The following is a 13,749-nucleotide window of genomic DNA, read 5'->3' on the forward strand; positions in this document are numbered from 1 at the left end:
GCACGCCGGCGACGACCTCACCGCGAAACTGCGCGATGCGGAGCTGCAGGCGTCCTACCGCTCCGCCGAGCACATGGGTTTCGACGAGCTGATCGATCCCCGCGAAACACGCGACGCGCTGATAGCTTCACTGCGGCGAGGGCTGTCGAGCCGGCAGGCGGCCGCCGAACCGGTGTCCCGGACCGTCATCATGCCGTGAGTCGGTAGGCGGGTGGCTGGTCGGCTACGCCACTCCCGCCACACGACTCGGCTTGCGACGGAACAGTTATCGCTCGAAGGTGGGCACATCGCCCATCACTTCGGGCTGCCGGCGGTGGCGCGAAAGGCGCTGATGATGGGCTCGAGTTCGTCCGGCGTCGCACCATGCATGATCACCGCGTCGGCCCCGTAGTCGAATTCCTTACGGATGCGGTCCACACACTGCTGGGCCGAGCCGGTCGCCGACGGCTCCAGCCACTCGTCGGGAATCAGTGTCGCGATGTGCTCAATCTGCTCGGGCGTGGCCTTGTGGTCGATCCCACCGGCGATCGACGTCACCACCGAGTCAGCCCGAAACCGTTGCAGAACAACTGGATCCCAATCGTTGGTCCGCATCAACAGGTCTCCGTAGCCCTGGAGGTAGGTGGCCAGTCGGGCGACGGTCTTCTTCAACCGAAGCTGTTCTGGGAGGTGGTCGCCGACCGTGGCGAAACAGGACCACACTCGTACACTGTCGGGGTCGCGGCCGGCCTTTTCGGCAGCGGACTTCACCGTTGTGACGCAGCGCTGCAGCGTCTCCGGCGGGAAGTAGGTGTGCAGGATGACGTCATCGAAGGCCCTGCCGCCCAGCGCCAGCGTGTTGGGCCCGAACGCCACCAAGGCGAGCCGAATGTCCTCGTTGAAGTCCGGGTCGAGAAAAAGGATGGGGTACTTGCCCATTGGGCCGTCATGGTTGATGATCACCTCACCGTGCCATAGCCGGCGCATGACCTGAGCCCAATCCTCCATCTGCGCGGTCGTCACCGCCGGAATGCCGAACGCGCCGTAGATCGTAGCGATACCGCGGCCCACGCCGAGGGTGAAGCGACCACCGGACAACCGGTGCATGGTTGTCGCCCAGGATCCGGTGATCAGCGGATGGCGAGTGTTGTGATTGGTTGCGGCGGTGGCGATCTGCATCTGACTGGTCACCGCACACGCTGCGCCTACGAGCGACGACGCCTCCTTGACGTTCCAACGTTCGGAAATGAACGCGGTGCCGAAACCCAGCTCCTCGCCGCGACGGGCCTCGTCCATCAAGCCCGCCGGCCCCGCACCGCCGGCTCCGGCCAGCAGGTAGTAGCCCAGCTCGTCAAGCGCGCGAGCGTTCAATGCCACACTCCTTGCCGGTAACAACGTCGGGCCCGCTGCACTCAACCCCCGTCACCGCTGATCTGCTGAATAGTTCGGGTCAGGTGCAGCGTTTTGATCCGCCAGGTGCCGTCCTGCTTCTCGTAGGTCTCATGGTAGTGACCGGCGCCGTGCAACTCGCTGCCGTTACCGAAGATGATCCAGTCCTCCATGGCCCAAATGCCGGTGGCGGTCACCGGCGACGTGAGGGTGATTTCCGGAGTGTGGCAGTGGTGCATGGTGGCCGCATTCTCGAGACTGGCCAACACCACCGGGACGAAGTTGTCGACGCCCTCGACCGCCGGGGCCGTCATCGGGTCGGCTCCACCGGTGGACACCGCCATGTCCAGCAGGACCACCACATCGGTGGTGAACACACTGCGCCATCCCTCGGCGTCCTTGGCATCGAGAAAGCGGCAGTAGCGTGCCTTCAACTGCCTGATCGCTTCGAGTTCATCAGCCACCACGCAACGCCTCCTCGACCTGAAACCTATACTGTAGCGTGCTTAGTATCACGGCTAGAAGTGCAGGAGGCTGATGGGTGAAGGTCCCGTTCACCTGGAAAGTCACCGGCTGGTTCATGTCCGAGGTCGACGCGAAAGGGTATATGGCACTGCGTAAGTGGGTGACTCAGTTCTACGAAGTCCCGGTATGACTGCTCTCGCTGAACTCGCCGCACCCGGGCACACCGCGATCGTCACCCAGGAATGCCAGGGCGCCGTCATCGGCCCGGACGCCGGACTGGCGCTCCTCGCCGAAGAAGCACGCCGGGTCGCGCTGCCCAACATCACCAGGCTGCTGCCGGTGGCGCGAGCCGCAGGGGTGCGGGTGGTGCACTGCGTGGTCCAACGACGGCCCGACGGGCTCGGGTCCAACCACAACGCCAAGATTTTCGCCATCGGACGCGGCGAGGTGAACATTGTTCCGGGCACACCCGGAGCTGCCGTGCTAGCCGAGTTAGGGCCAGAGCCAACCGATCTCGTTCTCAGCAGGCGGCACGGGGTGGGCCCGATGGGTGGTACCGATCTGGACCCCGTGCTGCGCAACCTCGGGGTGTCGACCATCGTGGTGGTCGGGGTGTCGCTGAACATCGCCATCCTCAACGTGGTCATGGACGCGGTGAATGCCGCCTATCATGTCGTCGTGCCGCGCGACGCCGTCGCCGGAATACCTACCGCCTATGGCGACGCGATCATCGACAACACCCTGTCGCTGTTGGCGACAATCACCAGCACCGAAGAACTGCTCCAGGCGTGGCGCCAACCTGACGCGCGGGCAGGTCGACTATCGTAAGATCACCCCGACAGACCAGCCGCTGCAGGTTCGCGGCGCGATGACCGAGATCGATGGTAGGAAGGTTTTCATCACCGCTACCATGGCCGCGGCCGACAGCGCAGTACTCAGCGAAGCCGACGGCCTGATGGTTCGCTTACTTCCGCACCAGCCGTGAGAGGCCTGATGTCCGACACCGCAGTCGAATTCACCGTGCCCGCCGTCGCCGCAGCCGTCGCGGCGACGATTCCGGACCGCGAGTTGATCATTCAAGGCGATACGCGTTACAGCTATGCGGACATCGTCGAGCGGTCCAAGCGTCTGGCCGCATACCTGTGCTCGCGCGGTCTGGGTTGCCGGACTGAGCGATCGGCGCTCGACGGCCACGAGGTCGGGCAGGATCTCATTGGCCTGTACGCCTACAACGGCAACGAATTCGTCGAGGCGTTACTCGGTGCATTCGCCGCACGGGTCGCCCCGTTCAATGTCAACTTCCGCTACGTCAAGAGCGAGTTGCAGTATCTGCTCGCCGATTCGGGTGCAACCGCGTTGATCTATCACGCCGCGTTCGCGCCGCGGGTGGCCGAGGTGTTGCCGGAGCTTCCGCAGCTGCGAGTTCTGATTCAAATCGCGGATGACTCGGGTAACGAGTTGCTGTACGGCGCCGTCGACTACGAGACCGTGGTCGGCGCAGAGTCGTCGATGCCGGCCGTCGAGCACTCGCCGGATGATCTGTACGTGCTCTACACCGGTGGCACCACCGGAATGCCGAAAGGTGTGCTGTGGCGCCAGCATGACATCTTCATGACGTCGTTTGGCGGGCGAAATCTGATGACCGGCGAACCCACCAACTCACTCGACGAGATCGCGGCACAAGTGGCCGGGGGCCCTGGCACCAAGCTGATGATTCTGCCGCCGCTGATTCACGGTGCCGCGCAGTGGAGTGTGATGACGGCGATCACGACGGGACAGACGGTCGTCTTCCCTTCTGTTGTCGATCATTTGGACGCCGACGACGTGGTGCGCACGATCGAGCGCGAGAAGGTGATGACCGTAACGGTGGTCGGCGACGCGATGGCGCGACCGTTGGTGGCCGCCATCGAGAAGGGCATCGCTGACGTGTCGTCGCTGGCCGTGGTGGCCAATGGCGGGGCACTGTTGACCCCGTACGTCAAGCAGCGCTTGATCGAAGTTCTGCCGAACGCCGTCGTCGTCGACGGCGTGGGATCGTCGGAGACCGGTGCACAGATGCACCACATGTCGACGTCGGGAACGGTGTCGACGGGCACCTTCAATGCCGGACCGGATACCTTCGTCGCCGCCGAGGACCTCGGATCGATCCTGCAACGGGGTCACGACGGCATGGGCTGGCTCGCCCAACGGGGCTACGTCCCGCTGGGCTACAAAGGCGACGCCGCCAAGACGGCGGCCACCTTCCCGGTGATCGACGGTGTGCGATATGCGATACCCGGTGACCGGGCATGCCATCGTGCCGACGGCCGCATCGAGCTGCTGGGGCGCGATTCGGTGACGATCAACTCCGGCGGCGAAAAGATCTTCGTCGAGGAAGTCGAAACGGCGATCGCCTCGCATCCCGCGGTGGCCGACGTGGTCGTCACCGGTCGGCCCAGCGAGCGGTGGGGTCTAGAAGTCGTCGCCGTCGTTGCTCTAGCCGATGGCGCGAGTGCCGACGCCGGCGAGTTGATCGACCATGCCGCACAGACATTGGCCCGGTACAAACTTCCGAAAGCGATCGTCTTCCGTACCGTCATCGAGCGCAACCCGTCAGGCAAGGCTGACTACCGGTGGGCTCACGAACAAGCGATCACCGAGCCATAGCGATGGCCGACGACGAAGTCCGGCGCTAGCGGGCGACGGCATTCGCCGCTCGGAGTGACACCGGTAGATATTTGAGTCCGTGCAGTCCGATGCTGTTGTTGAAGGTCGGTTGGCCGGCCAGCGTCAGCTCGGGGAAGTGCTCGAACAACGACTGCAGGCCGACGTGTAGTTCCATCCGCGCCAGTGCCGCACCCAGGCAGGCGTGCACGCCAGTACCGAAGCTGACGTGTTCGCGGGCGTTCGCGCGGGTTGTGTCGAAGGTATCGGGGTTTTCGAAGGCTGCCGGGTCGCGGTTGGCCCCGCCCGCTAGCAGGAACAGCGCGTCGCCTGCCCGAAGGGGATATCCGTGGATGTCAACGTCTTCGGTGGCGACCCGCGGCACCACCTGTGCCGGCGTGTCATAGCGCAGGATCTCCTCGACTGCCTCGGGCCATCCCTCGGGGTTCGCGCAGAGCGCGGCCAGCTGATCCGGGTGACCCACGAGCGTTACGACGGCCTTGCCCAAGGCATGGCTCGTGGTGACGAACCCGGCGCCGAGCAGCAGCCCCGCGAGCATCCTGACCTCGATTTCGTTCAAGTCGCCGTTGTGTACAACATTGGACAGGATGCTGTTGCCCGCGTCTTCACTTAGCCGCTCGACATGCTCAGCGAGGTACTGGTCGAACCCGCGCAGAACATTCATGGCGAACCGAAAGTCGCGCCAAGATGCGGTGGTGCTGCCGATCAATCTCGTTGTGGTATCGGCGACTTCCTGAAGATAGCGCGTCTCGTCGGGTGGCATCGCCATCATCTCGGCGATGACCGCGATGGGAATCCTCGAGGTGTATTCGGCGACCAAATCGCACTCCGCGTTGCCCTCCAGATCGCAAAGCAGTCCCTCGGCTATTTCGTGAATCCGGGTGCGAAGTCTGTCGAGCGCCCGTGGGGTGAATGCCCGCGAGACCGGGCGACGTAGCCGCGTGTGCTCGGGCGGATCGGTGACCAACATGGACGGCGGTTCGATCGGGTTCAGCACGCCGGGGTCGGTCTTGGCCAGAAGCCACTGGATGACACGAAAATGTGACCGATCCCGAGGTTTTATGGTCCTGAACCGGCCGTCGCGGAGCAGCTCACGCACAATCTGCGCGTCAGCGGTGACCCAACCCGCCCCTGGTATCGCAGACATCCGTCCGCGCCGCCGGACTTGCTCGATTAGCGGATAGATGTCGTCGACCGGATTGGTGTCGATTGTCAGCAGCCGCGCCAGCGGATCACCGCGCCGCGCAAGCAGTTTCAGCGACGCACGTGGGAGTCCATACCCCATCGCCCAATGCGTCCAGTCCCGGACCGGCACCTCCATGTGCCCACGCTCCTGAGGAAATCGGCTGCGCATGAGCCTAATGCTCTGCCGCCACCTGGGTCTACCCTCGAGTAGGGAAGAGGAAAGGTACGCGATGTTCACAGCGTTCGGATTCGAAACCATGGGTGTGGTCGTCGGAGACATGTACTTCGTTGACCCGACGCCGATCGAAGGTCAGGAGTCCCCGGAACGTGGAGTCAGATTGGAACTCCGCCTAGTCGACCGGGCCGAGCCCCAGGGATCCATCTACGCCGGTGTCCCGATCACCTTCACCCGACCGGTGTGGCGGGTGGACCTGTTCGGGTCGACGGCGAGCCCGCCCGGGACACTCGACCGGGCCCATCATCACCCCCGGTTCAGCGGCTGGGAGCCCGGCCGCCGGCACTTTGTTCCCGAGCTGTCGGCCGACCCGCTGTCCTGGCTGGCCGGGCAACTTGCCGACCCGGACACCGTGCTGGCCCGGGCAGGTGTCGACGCGAACGAGGTCGGCGACGCCGATAAGGCCGGACTCGCCGCCGCAGGCCCCGAGATTGTCGCCGCGGTGAAGCGGATGCTCGACGGCGTGCAGAGCGGGCACTTGGCTCCGGTACCCGCCGAACCGGTTGCGGCCGCGCGCACCGGCTGGCTCTGAGCCGGCGCGGCACGCCCTAGGCACCTGCCCGTGAGCTAGCCAGTCACCTTGGCGGCCAGTGCAGTCAGCTTTGCGTCGAGTCTTTCTGCAGCGCTGAGCAATTCGGGGTTGTCTTCGACCACCATCAGCGACGAGGGTTTGACGTAGGTGAGGCTACTGCCGCCGGGCTCGTCGAGAATCAAGAGCTCGACGGGCGCGAACAGCCCCGCGCTCACGTCGTGTCGCAGCATCGTGATCGCGAGCAGCGGATTCCCGAGGACGACGCGTAGCGCCTTGCGGTCGACGCCGGCCTTCGTGATCCAGTCGCCGTGGTTCAACAGGCCGAACAACATGAATCCGCTTGGCCCGACATGGGATTGGACCTCTCGCTGGTAGGAGTCCCAGCTGTCAAATGACTTCGCGAAGTCGTCGATCCGGATCGGCTTTTCGCCGATGTCGGCCAACAGCGCCGCGACCAGTTCGTCGTAACTCTTGGCGCTGTCATAGCGCACGCGGACTCCGTCGAAGTGGATTTCAGATGTGGACATGTTGCGCCTTCCTTCTATCCGAGCCGCTCGATGATGGTGGCGTTGGCCATGCCGCCGCCCTCACACATGGTCTGCAGACCGTACCGACCGCCGCGCTGTTCGAGGGCGTTGACCAGCGTGGTCATGATGCGAGCACCGCTGGCGCCCAACGGGTGTCCGATGGCGATCGCGCCGCCGTTCACGTTTGTCTTGGCCAGATCGGCCCCGGTGTCTTTGGCCCAGGCCAGCACGACCGGGGCGAACGCCTCGTTGACCTCGAACAGGTCGATGTCCGCGAGCGTGAGACCGGCACGATGCAGGACCTTCTCGGTGGCCGGAATCACGCCGGTCAGCATGTAGAGCGGATCCGAGCCCACCGCGGTGGCGGTGTGTATCCGGGCGAGCGGCCGCAGGCCCAGCTTCTTGGCGGCCGCACCGCTGGTGATCAGCACGGCGGCGCTGCCGTCCGACAGCGGCGAGGAGTTACCCGGCGTGATCGCCCAATTGATCTGCGGAAAACGCTCAGCCACCGCCGGGTTGTAGAAGGCCGGCTTGAGCCCGGCCAGGGTCTCGACGGTGGTACCGGGCCGGATGATCTCGTCCGTGCTCAACCCGGCGATCGGCGCCAGCTCATTGTCGAACAAGCCCTCCTTGGTCGCCCGCGCGGCCTTCTCGTGGCTGGCCGCCGAGAACTCGTCGAGTTCGACCCGGGACAAGCCCCAGCGGGCCGCGATGAGTTCAGCGCTGATACCCTGCGGCACAAGGCCTTCGGGATAACGGCTTGCCATGCCTTCACCAAACGGGTTGCTGCCGGGCAGGACCGAGCTGCCCATTGGCACCCGGCTCATGGATTCCACACCGGCGGCAACGACGACGTCGTACGCGCCGGCGATGACACCCTGGGCGGCGAAACTGATCGCCTGTTGGCTGCTGCCGCACTGGCGGTCGACCGTCGTGCCCGGAACCGACTCCGGGAATCCCGCTCCCAGCAGCGCATTGCGTGCGATGTTGACGGCCTGGTCGCCCACCTGAGTCACCGCCCCCGCGATGACGTCGTCGATCTGTGCCGGTTCGACACCCGTACGCGCCACCAACTCACGCAGGCTGTGCGCCAACAGGTCGGCCGGAAGTACGTCGTGCAGGCCGCCACCAGCCTTGCCCTTGCCGACAGGCGTGCGCACCGCGCCAACGATGACGGCGTCGCGATCCTGATATGCCATGAATCCTCCTTGAGTGCACCTCTAGGTATATTTAGCTATACTCAGCTATAACACCTAGGTATAGTGGGGACAACCCAGAATGGAGGTGATCTGTGCCACTCCTGCAAGGCGTGCTGGCTGACCGCGAGGCATGGTCGGCGGTCGGCGAATGCTCGATCGAAAAAACGATGTCGGTTCTCGGCACCAAGTCCACGATGCTGATCATGCGCGAGGCCTACTACGGCACCACCCGATTCGATGACTTCGCCCGCCGGGCGGGGATCACCAAGGCCGCCGCCGCCGCGCGGTTGTCCGAACTGGTCGACCTCGGCCTGCTGACGCGGCAGCCATATCGCGAGCCGGGGCAGCGCACCCGCGACGAGTACGTGCTCACCGAAGCCGGCAACGATTTCATGCCGGTGGTGTGGGCGATGTTCCAATGGGGTCAGCATCACCTGCCGAACCGCAACCGACTGCGGCTCATCCATCTCGATTGCGGCGCCGAGGCATCCGTCGAAGTCCGCTGCGCCAAAGGCCATCCGGTGCTGGCCGATGAAGTCGGCATGGAATTGGCCCGACGGAGCCGGGGCCACAACCGCTGAGCCCGCGTCTCTCGATCTGTTCGGCCAGGGAGTTCGCGGCCGGTCAGCTCGCTTCCGCCAACTTGGCCGATATACGCTACTGTAAGATTTACAGTACGATCATGCGGCGGGACGCCGGTCGCTCGACGAAGCTGGAGAACAGCGGTGGAAGGTCAACTTCGGGACGCCGCCACCGACGGCGACAGACCTGCCGGCTTCATCCGTAACCCGTATCCCTACTTCGCCCAGAAGCGCGACGGCGCGGGCGTGTTCCACGGAACGGTCGTCGACTACTCCAAAACCCTAGAATCGCTGCGGCCCAATAACTCCTTCGCCGCTATGTCCTTCGACGCGGTGAACGCTGCCTTTCGCGACGGACAGACATTCAGCTCGACCTACTACGACAACACGATCGGCCTGTTCATCGGTCCCTCCATCTTGGCGATGGAGGGTAAGAAGCATCGCGAACACCGCAATCTGGTGTCAGCGGCGTTCAAGTCCAAGGCACTCGCGCGCTGGGAACCCACGATCGTGCGGCCGATCTGCGAGGCGTTGATCGACGAGTTCATCGATGCCGGGCAAGCTGATCTCGTCCGCGACTTCACCTTCGAATTTCCGACGCGCGTCATCGCGAAACTCCTGGGCCTGCCAGCCGATGACCTGCCGGCCTTCCGCCGGCGCGCGGTGCAGTTGATCAACTACACCGTCAAATACGAGCGCGCGTTCGAGGCCTCTGCCGCACTGAAAGACTATTTCCTCGAACAAATAGAGCAGCGCCGAGCCAAACCGACCGAGGACATCATCGGCAACCTGGTCACCGCGGAGATTGACGGCGAAAAGCTCAGCGATGAAGCCATTTACTCATTCCTGCGGCTGCTGCTGCCCGCCGGATTGGAAACCACCTACCGCTCATCGGGCAACCTGCTGTTCTTGCTGCTCACCCATCCCGAGCAGTTTGCCGCGGTTCAAGCCGATCGCACCTTGATCGCACAAGCGATCGAAGAAGGCCTGCGCTTCGAGACACCACTGACCACAGTGCAACGCTTCACCACCGAAGACACTGTGCTACAAGGAGTTAAGATACCCGCACAGTCGGCAGTCGACCTGTGCATCGGCTCGGCCAATCGCGACCGGCACCGCTGGGAAAGATCCGAGGAATTCGACATCTTCCGCAGACAGATGCCGCACATCTCCTTCGCCGCCGGCGAACACACCTGCCTGGGTCTGCACTTGGCACGCATGGAGACCCGGGTAGCCCTGGAGTGTCTGCTGAGCCGAGTGACCAACGTCAAGCTCGTCACCGACGACGACCCACACATCTATGGCCAGCCCTTCCGCTCGCCCACCGCACTTCCGGTCGCATTTGACACGAAGTAGCCAAGTTTTTCTCGTCGGAGATTGGGTATCGCACCTAACGCCGGGGGGCACCTCCGCGCACCCGGGAGCACCGAGCGTCCTAGGCTGCGACGGACGTCTACCCAACTAGGAGGTTCATATGAAAACCACCACCTTCGGTAAGACGGGACTCGAGGTTTCCCGGCTGGCCTTCGGAACGTGGGAGTTCTCCAGTGACTGGGGCCATGCCGATGAGGACGCCGCGATCACAATGATTCAGCGTGCCCGCGACCTCGGGATCAATTTCTTTGACACCGCACAGCAGTACGGATTCGGAGCATCCGAGCGCATCCTCGGTAAGGCACTTCGCAGCGATATCGCGCGGAACCGGGACGATGTGGTGATTGCCACGAAAGGCGGTCTGCGAGCGACAGATAACGGCCTGGTCCGCGACGCAAGCCCGGAATGGTTGCGCAAAGGTGTCGAATCCAGCCTCAGTGCGCTCGGCATCGACTATATCGACGTGTACCTGGTGCACTGGCCCGACACCAAGCTTCCCGCATCCGAAACCGCCGGCGCGCTTGGAGATCTCGTGTCGGAAGGCAAGATCCGGCACGTGGGCGTGTCGAACTACGACGCCGCACAGGTGGATGACTTTTCGGCCACGCTTCCTGTCGAGGTGGTGCAGCCGCCCTACCACCTGTTTCGCCGCGACATCGAAGATCAGCTGCTGCCGTACTGCCACAACCACGACATCGGGGTGATGGTGTACGGGCCGCTGGCGCACGGACTGCTGACCGGAACCATGAAGCGTGACACCAGCTTCTCCGCCGGAGACTGGCGCGCCAAGAGCGACATCTTTACCGGCGACGGCTATCTGCGCAATCTTGATGTGGTGGCACAACTTCAACACTTGGCCGCCGAGCTCGGCTTCACCATCAGCCAGTTGGCCATCGCATGGACCCTCGCGCAACCCGGCGTGCAGGTCGCCATCGTCGGTGCACAACACCTCACTTACCTGCAGGACAGCGCCGGGGCGGCCGATGTGTCGCTCTGCGAGGCAGACCTCGCCGCGGTGGACAACATCCTGCAATCGGCAACGCCGGTCGGCGGCCCTTATCCCGAGATGCATGCCAAGGCGAGCTGAGATCTTGGGCTTTCAACCGTAAGCGTTACAGTAGTATTCTTCAGTCACGCCGTGACGCATCAGGTTGCAAGGCGTTGCAGAATCGGGAGCCATCGCGTGAGCCGGAATACGAACGAGGTAGCCATCATCGGCGTGGGTCTGCACCCCTTCGGCCGCTTCGAGGGTAAATCGGCGATGCAGATGGCCGCCGACGCCATCGGGCTCGCGCTTGCCGACGCGGGTGTCGGATGGAAGGACGTCCAATTCGCCGTCGGCGGCAGCTGGACGGTGGCCAACCCCGACGCCATCGTTGGCATGGTTGGTCTTACCGGCATCCCGTTCACCGACGTGTTCAATGCCTGCGCCACCGCGGCCAGCGCAACCAACGCAACCAAATTGTGCGCTGACAGCATCCGGCTGGGCGACTACGACATTGGCATCGCGGTGGGAATGGACAAGCATCCGCGCGGAGCCTTCACCGAAGATCCCGCGCTGGTGGGAATGCCGAGCTGGTACGCGCAGAATGGCCAATACCTCACCACTCAGTTCTTCGGGATGAAGGCCAACCGATACCTCCACGACCACGGCATCTCGACCGGCACGCTGGCCAAAATCGCCGCGAAGAACTTTCGTAACGGCGCGTTGAACGCCAACGCCTTCCGACGTAAACCGATCTCCGAAGAGGCCATCCTGGCCTCACCGATACTGAACTACCCGCTGACTCAATACATGTTCTGTGCTCCCGACGAGGGCGCGGCCGCCGTCGTGATGTGTCACGCCGATATCGCGCACCGGTTCGCCGCCAAGCCGGTCTATGTGCGGGCGGTGGAAATCCGCACCCGCCGTTACGGCGCGTACGAGGTGAACACCACTTATGCCCCGGTCGACGAGGATGTCTCGCCGACCGTCTACGCCGCGCAAGCCGCATTCGAGAAAGCGGGCGTGGCGCCTCAGGACGTCGACGTCATCCAGTTGCAGGACACCGACGCCGGCGCGGAGATCATCCACATCGCCGAGGCAGGATTCTGCGCCGACGGTGAGCAGGAGAAGTTGTTGGCCGACGGCGCTACGGAAATCAATGGCACCATGCCGGTCAACACCGACGGCGGCCTGATTGCCAATGGCAAGCCGATCGGAGCATCAGGTTTGCGGCAGATGCATGAGCTGGTGCGGCAGCTGCGTGGCGAGGCAGGTGAACGCCAGGTCCCTGGAACCCCACAAGTCGGGTTCGCACAGGTCTATGGTGCGCCCGGAACCGCAGCCGCAACCATCCTTACGACCTGAAGTTTTCGACGAGCGTGTAACTATGGCGACGACACGCCGAGGACCACCGCCGTCATTGCACGTTCGGCGTGTCAGGAGGCTTGCTTGGGCGCGGGCGCCGAATAATTCGGCTTGCCCAGCCCGAGCACGTATTGCGCGATCATGTTACGGAAGACTTCGAGGGTGCCGCCGTAGATCCCGACCAACGGTGCGAACCGGTAGACGTACTCTGATGCCCCGTCATCTGCCGCACCATCAGTGCCCTGCGGCAGCGTCGACGCCGTACCGAGGATATCCATCAACTCCGGTGAGACATCGCGCATGGTCTGCGCGATCGCTACCCGGCCGAAGATGCTCGGCGCGCTCAGTGCCGCCTCGATCCGGGCGGTGCTGCGGCCCAACCGGTACGCCACTGATTCATCGTCAACCAGCCTGTGCCCGTTCGGGTCTCGCTCGGCGAGCTTGGCCGCGGTCTGGTCCAGCGCGTAGGCCATGAACCCGGCCTGATGCATCATGATCGAGACGTCTTGTAACCCATCCGATGAGGCGGCGACGGCACCGTGCTCGGTGTTGAGCGGTTCCCGCAGCACCGTCCAGCCCGCGTTGACCTCGCCGAGCCGGTATTTGTCGTCGACGCGTACGTCGCTGTAGTAGACGATATTGGTGCGGTCCCCGTCGACGGTCCGGATGCCCTGGATGTCGATACCCGCGGAATCCAGCGGCACCAGAAACATGGTTAGGCTCTTGTGCTTTGGAGCCTCGGGATCGGTGTTGGTGATCAGGAAGACATACTGGCACTTGTGCGCGCCGGTGGTGAACATCTTCGAGCCGTTGACGACCCAGCCTGCACCGTCACGGACGGCACGGGTCTTGCAGGTCGCGATATCAGAGCCGCCTTCGGGTTCGGTGTAGCCCAGACACAACCGTACTTCGCCGCTGAAAACTTTTGGCATGACTTCGGATTGCAATTCCGGTGAGCCGAACTTCGCCACCGAACGCGCGACCATCGCCGTCGTCCCCCAGGTAACCCAGGGAACGTGCGCCCGGCGCTTTTCCAGCTCCCAGATGCGACGGCGCACCCGGGAAAAGCCGCCGTCGGACGCCCCCTTCCACTCGCCTTCCAGGTACCCGGCGGCGCCCAGCGCCAAATGCACACCCTCGTCGAAGTTGTCACCGGTTTCGCGGTCGCGCCGCCTGACTTCGTCGGTCACCTGGGTCTTCAGAAAGTCGCGGGCCTCGTCGAGGAATGTCTGATCGCCGTCGGCGAGGGTAACTCGTGAGAAATCCACT

13 protein-coding genes and 2 pseudogenes are annotated in these 13,749 nt (G+C 63.9%); 9 read left to right on the forward strand and 6 right to left on the reverse strand.

Annotated elements, in window-relative coordinates:
* Positions 1-199: pseudogene (locus VGG53_RS04075) on the forward strand (acetyl-CoA carboxylase carboxyltransferase subunit); the annotation flags it as partial.
* A 95-nt stretch (positions 200-294) separates the two neighbouring features.
* On the opposite strand, the gene VGG53_RS04080 reads toward VGG53_RS04075, so the two are convergent.
* Positions 295-1,350, reverse strand: coding sequence for a TIGR03857 family LLM class F420-dependent oxidoreductase (locus VGG53_RS04080; RefSeq protein WP_331516713.1), 1,056 nt, complete (start codon positions 1,348-1,350; stop codon positions 295-297).
* 41 nt (positions 1,351-1,391) lie between these two features.
* Entirely contained in the window at positions 1,392-1,832 is a 441-nt protein-coding gene (locus VGG53_RS04085; protein ID WP_331516747.1) for a nuclear transport factor 2 family protein, read from the reverse strand.
* A 187-nt stretch (positions 1,833-2,019) separates the two neighbouring features.
* On the opposite strand from VGG53_RS04085, the gene VGG53_RS04090 reads away from it, so the two are divergent.
* From VGG53_RS04090 to VGG53_RS04100, 3 genes and pseudogenes are all read left to right on the forward strand, one after another.
* Positions 2,020-2,661: a cysteine hydrolase gene (locus VGG53_RS04090; RefSeq protein WP_331516714.1), complete on the forward strand. Its 642-nt coding sequence runs from the start codon at positions 2,020-2,022 to the stop codon at positions 2,659-2,661.
* Positions 2,648-2,818: pseudogene (locus VGG53_RS04095) on the forward strand (PaaI family thioesterase); the annotation flags it as partial. The gene VGG53_RS04090 and the pseudogene VGG53_RS04095, both read left to right, overlap by 14 nt.
* Before the next feature lie 8 nt (positions 2,819-2,826).
* On the forward strand, positions 2,827-4,479 hold the full coding sequence (locus VGG53_RS04100) for an acyl-CoA synthetase (protein WP_331516715.1): 1,653 nt from the start codon (positions 2,827-2,829) through the stop codon (positions 4,477-4,479).
* A 25-nt stretch (positions 4,480-4,504) separates the two neighbouring features.
* Here VGG53_RS04100 and VGG53_RS04105 read toward each other — a convergent pair whose 3' ends face one another.
* Positions 4,505-5,818, reverse strand: a complete 1,314-nt coding sequence (locus tag VGG53_RS04105; RefSeq protein ID WP_331516716.1) for a cytochrome P450 — start codon at positions 5,816-5,818, stop codon at positions 4,505-4,507.
* Positions 5,819-5,912: 94 nt separating this feature from the next.
* Between VGG53_RS04105 and VGG53_RS04110 the strand changes: the two genes are divergently transcribed.
* On the forward strand, positions 5,913-6,449 hold the full coding sequence (locus VGG53_RS04110; protein ID WP_331516717.1) for a hypothetical protein: 537 nt from the start codon (positions 5,913-5,915) through the stop codon (positions 6,447-6,449).
* Between the two features lie 35 nt (positions 6,450-6,484).
* On the opposite strand, the gene VGG53_RS04115 is transcribed toward VGG53_RS04110, so the two are convergent.
* Together VGG53_RS04115 and VGG53_RS04120 are read right to left on the reverse strand one after the other, a co-directional pair.
* The gene (locus tag VGG53_RS04115) at positions 6,485-6,976 is read right to left on the reverse strand and encodes a DUF302 domain-containing protein (RefSeq protein ID WP_331516718.1); all 492 of its coding nucleotides are present in this window, start codon (positions 6,974-6,976) and stop codon (positions 6,485-6,487) included.
* A 14-nt stretch (positions 6,977-6,990) separates the two neighbouring features.
* Complete coding sequence (locus tag VGG53_RS04120; RefSeq protein WP_331516719.1) at positions 6,991-8,175, reverse strand: acetyl-CoA C-acyltransferase; 1,185 nt, start codon at positions 8,173-8,175, stop codon at positions 6,991-6,993.
* 92 nt (positions 8,176-8,267) lie between these two features.
* On the opposite strand from VGG53_RS04120, the gene VGG53_RS04125 reads away from it, so the two are divergent.
* The 4 genes from VGG53_RS04125 (at position 8,268) to VGG53_RS04140 (ending at position 12,480) form a co-directional block, all read left to right on the forward strand.
* Positions 8,268-8,756, forward strand: coding sequence for a helix-turn-helix domain-containing protein (locus VGG53_RS04125; protein ID WP_331516720.1), 489 nt, complete (start codon positions 8,268-8,270; stop codon positions 8,754-8,756).
* 144 nt (positions 8,757-8,900) lie between these two features.
* The gene (locus VGG53_RS04130) at positions 8,901-10,112 is read left to right on the forward strand and encodes a cytochrome P450 (RefSeq protein WP_331516721.1); all 1,212 of its coding nucleotides are present in this window, start codon (positions 8,901-8,903) and stop codon (positions 10,110-10,112) included.
* Between the two features lie 118 nt (positions 10,113-10,230).
* Positions 10,231-11,217 (forward strand): aldo/keto reductase, encoded by a 987-nt coding sequence (locus VGG53_RS04135; protein WP_331516722.1) that lies wholly within the window; start codon positions 10,231-10,233, stop codon positions 11,215-11,217.
* A gap of 96 nt (positions 11,218-11,313) precedes the next feature.
* Positions 11,314-12,480, forward strand: a complete 1,167-nt coding sequence (locus VGG53_RS04140; protein WP_331516723.1) for a thiolase family protein — start codon at positions 11,314-11,316, stop codon at positions 12,478-12,480.
* A 71-nt stretch (positions 12,481-12,551) separates the two neighbouring features.
* Here the strand turns inward: VGG53_RS04140 and VGG53_RS04145 are convergent, their stop codons facing one another.
* Complete coding sequence (locus VGG53_RS04145; protein ID WP_331516724.1) at positions 12,552-13,748, reverse strand: acyl-CoA dehydrogenase family protein; 1,197 nt, start codon at positions 13,746-13,748, stop codon at positions 12,552-12,554.
* Between the last annotated feature and the right edge of the window lies 1 nt (position 13,749).

The organism is Mycobacterium sp. (genome assembly GCF_036490025.1).
GTDB lineage: Bacteria > Actinomycetota > Actinomycetes > Mycobacteriales > Mycobacteriaceae > Mycobacterium.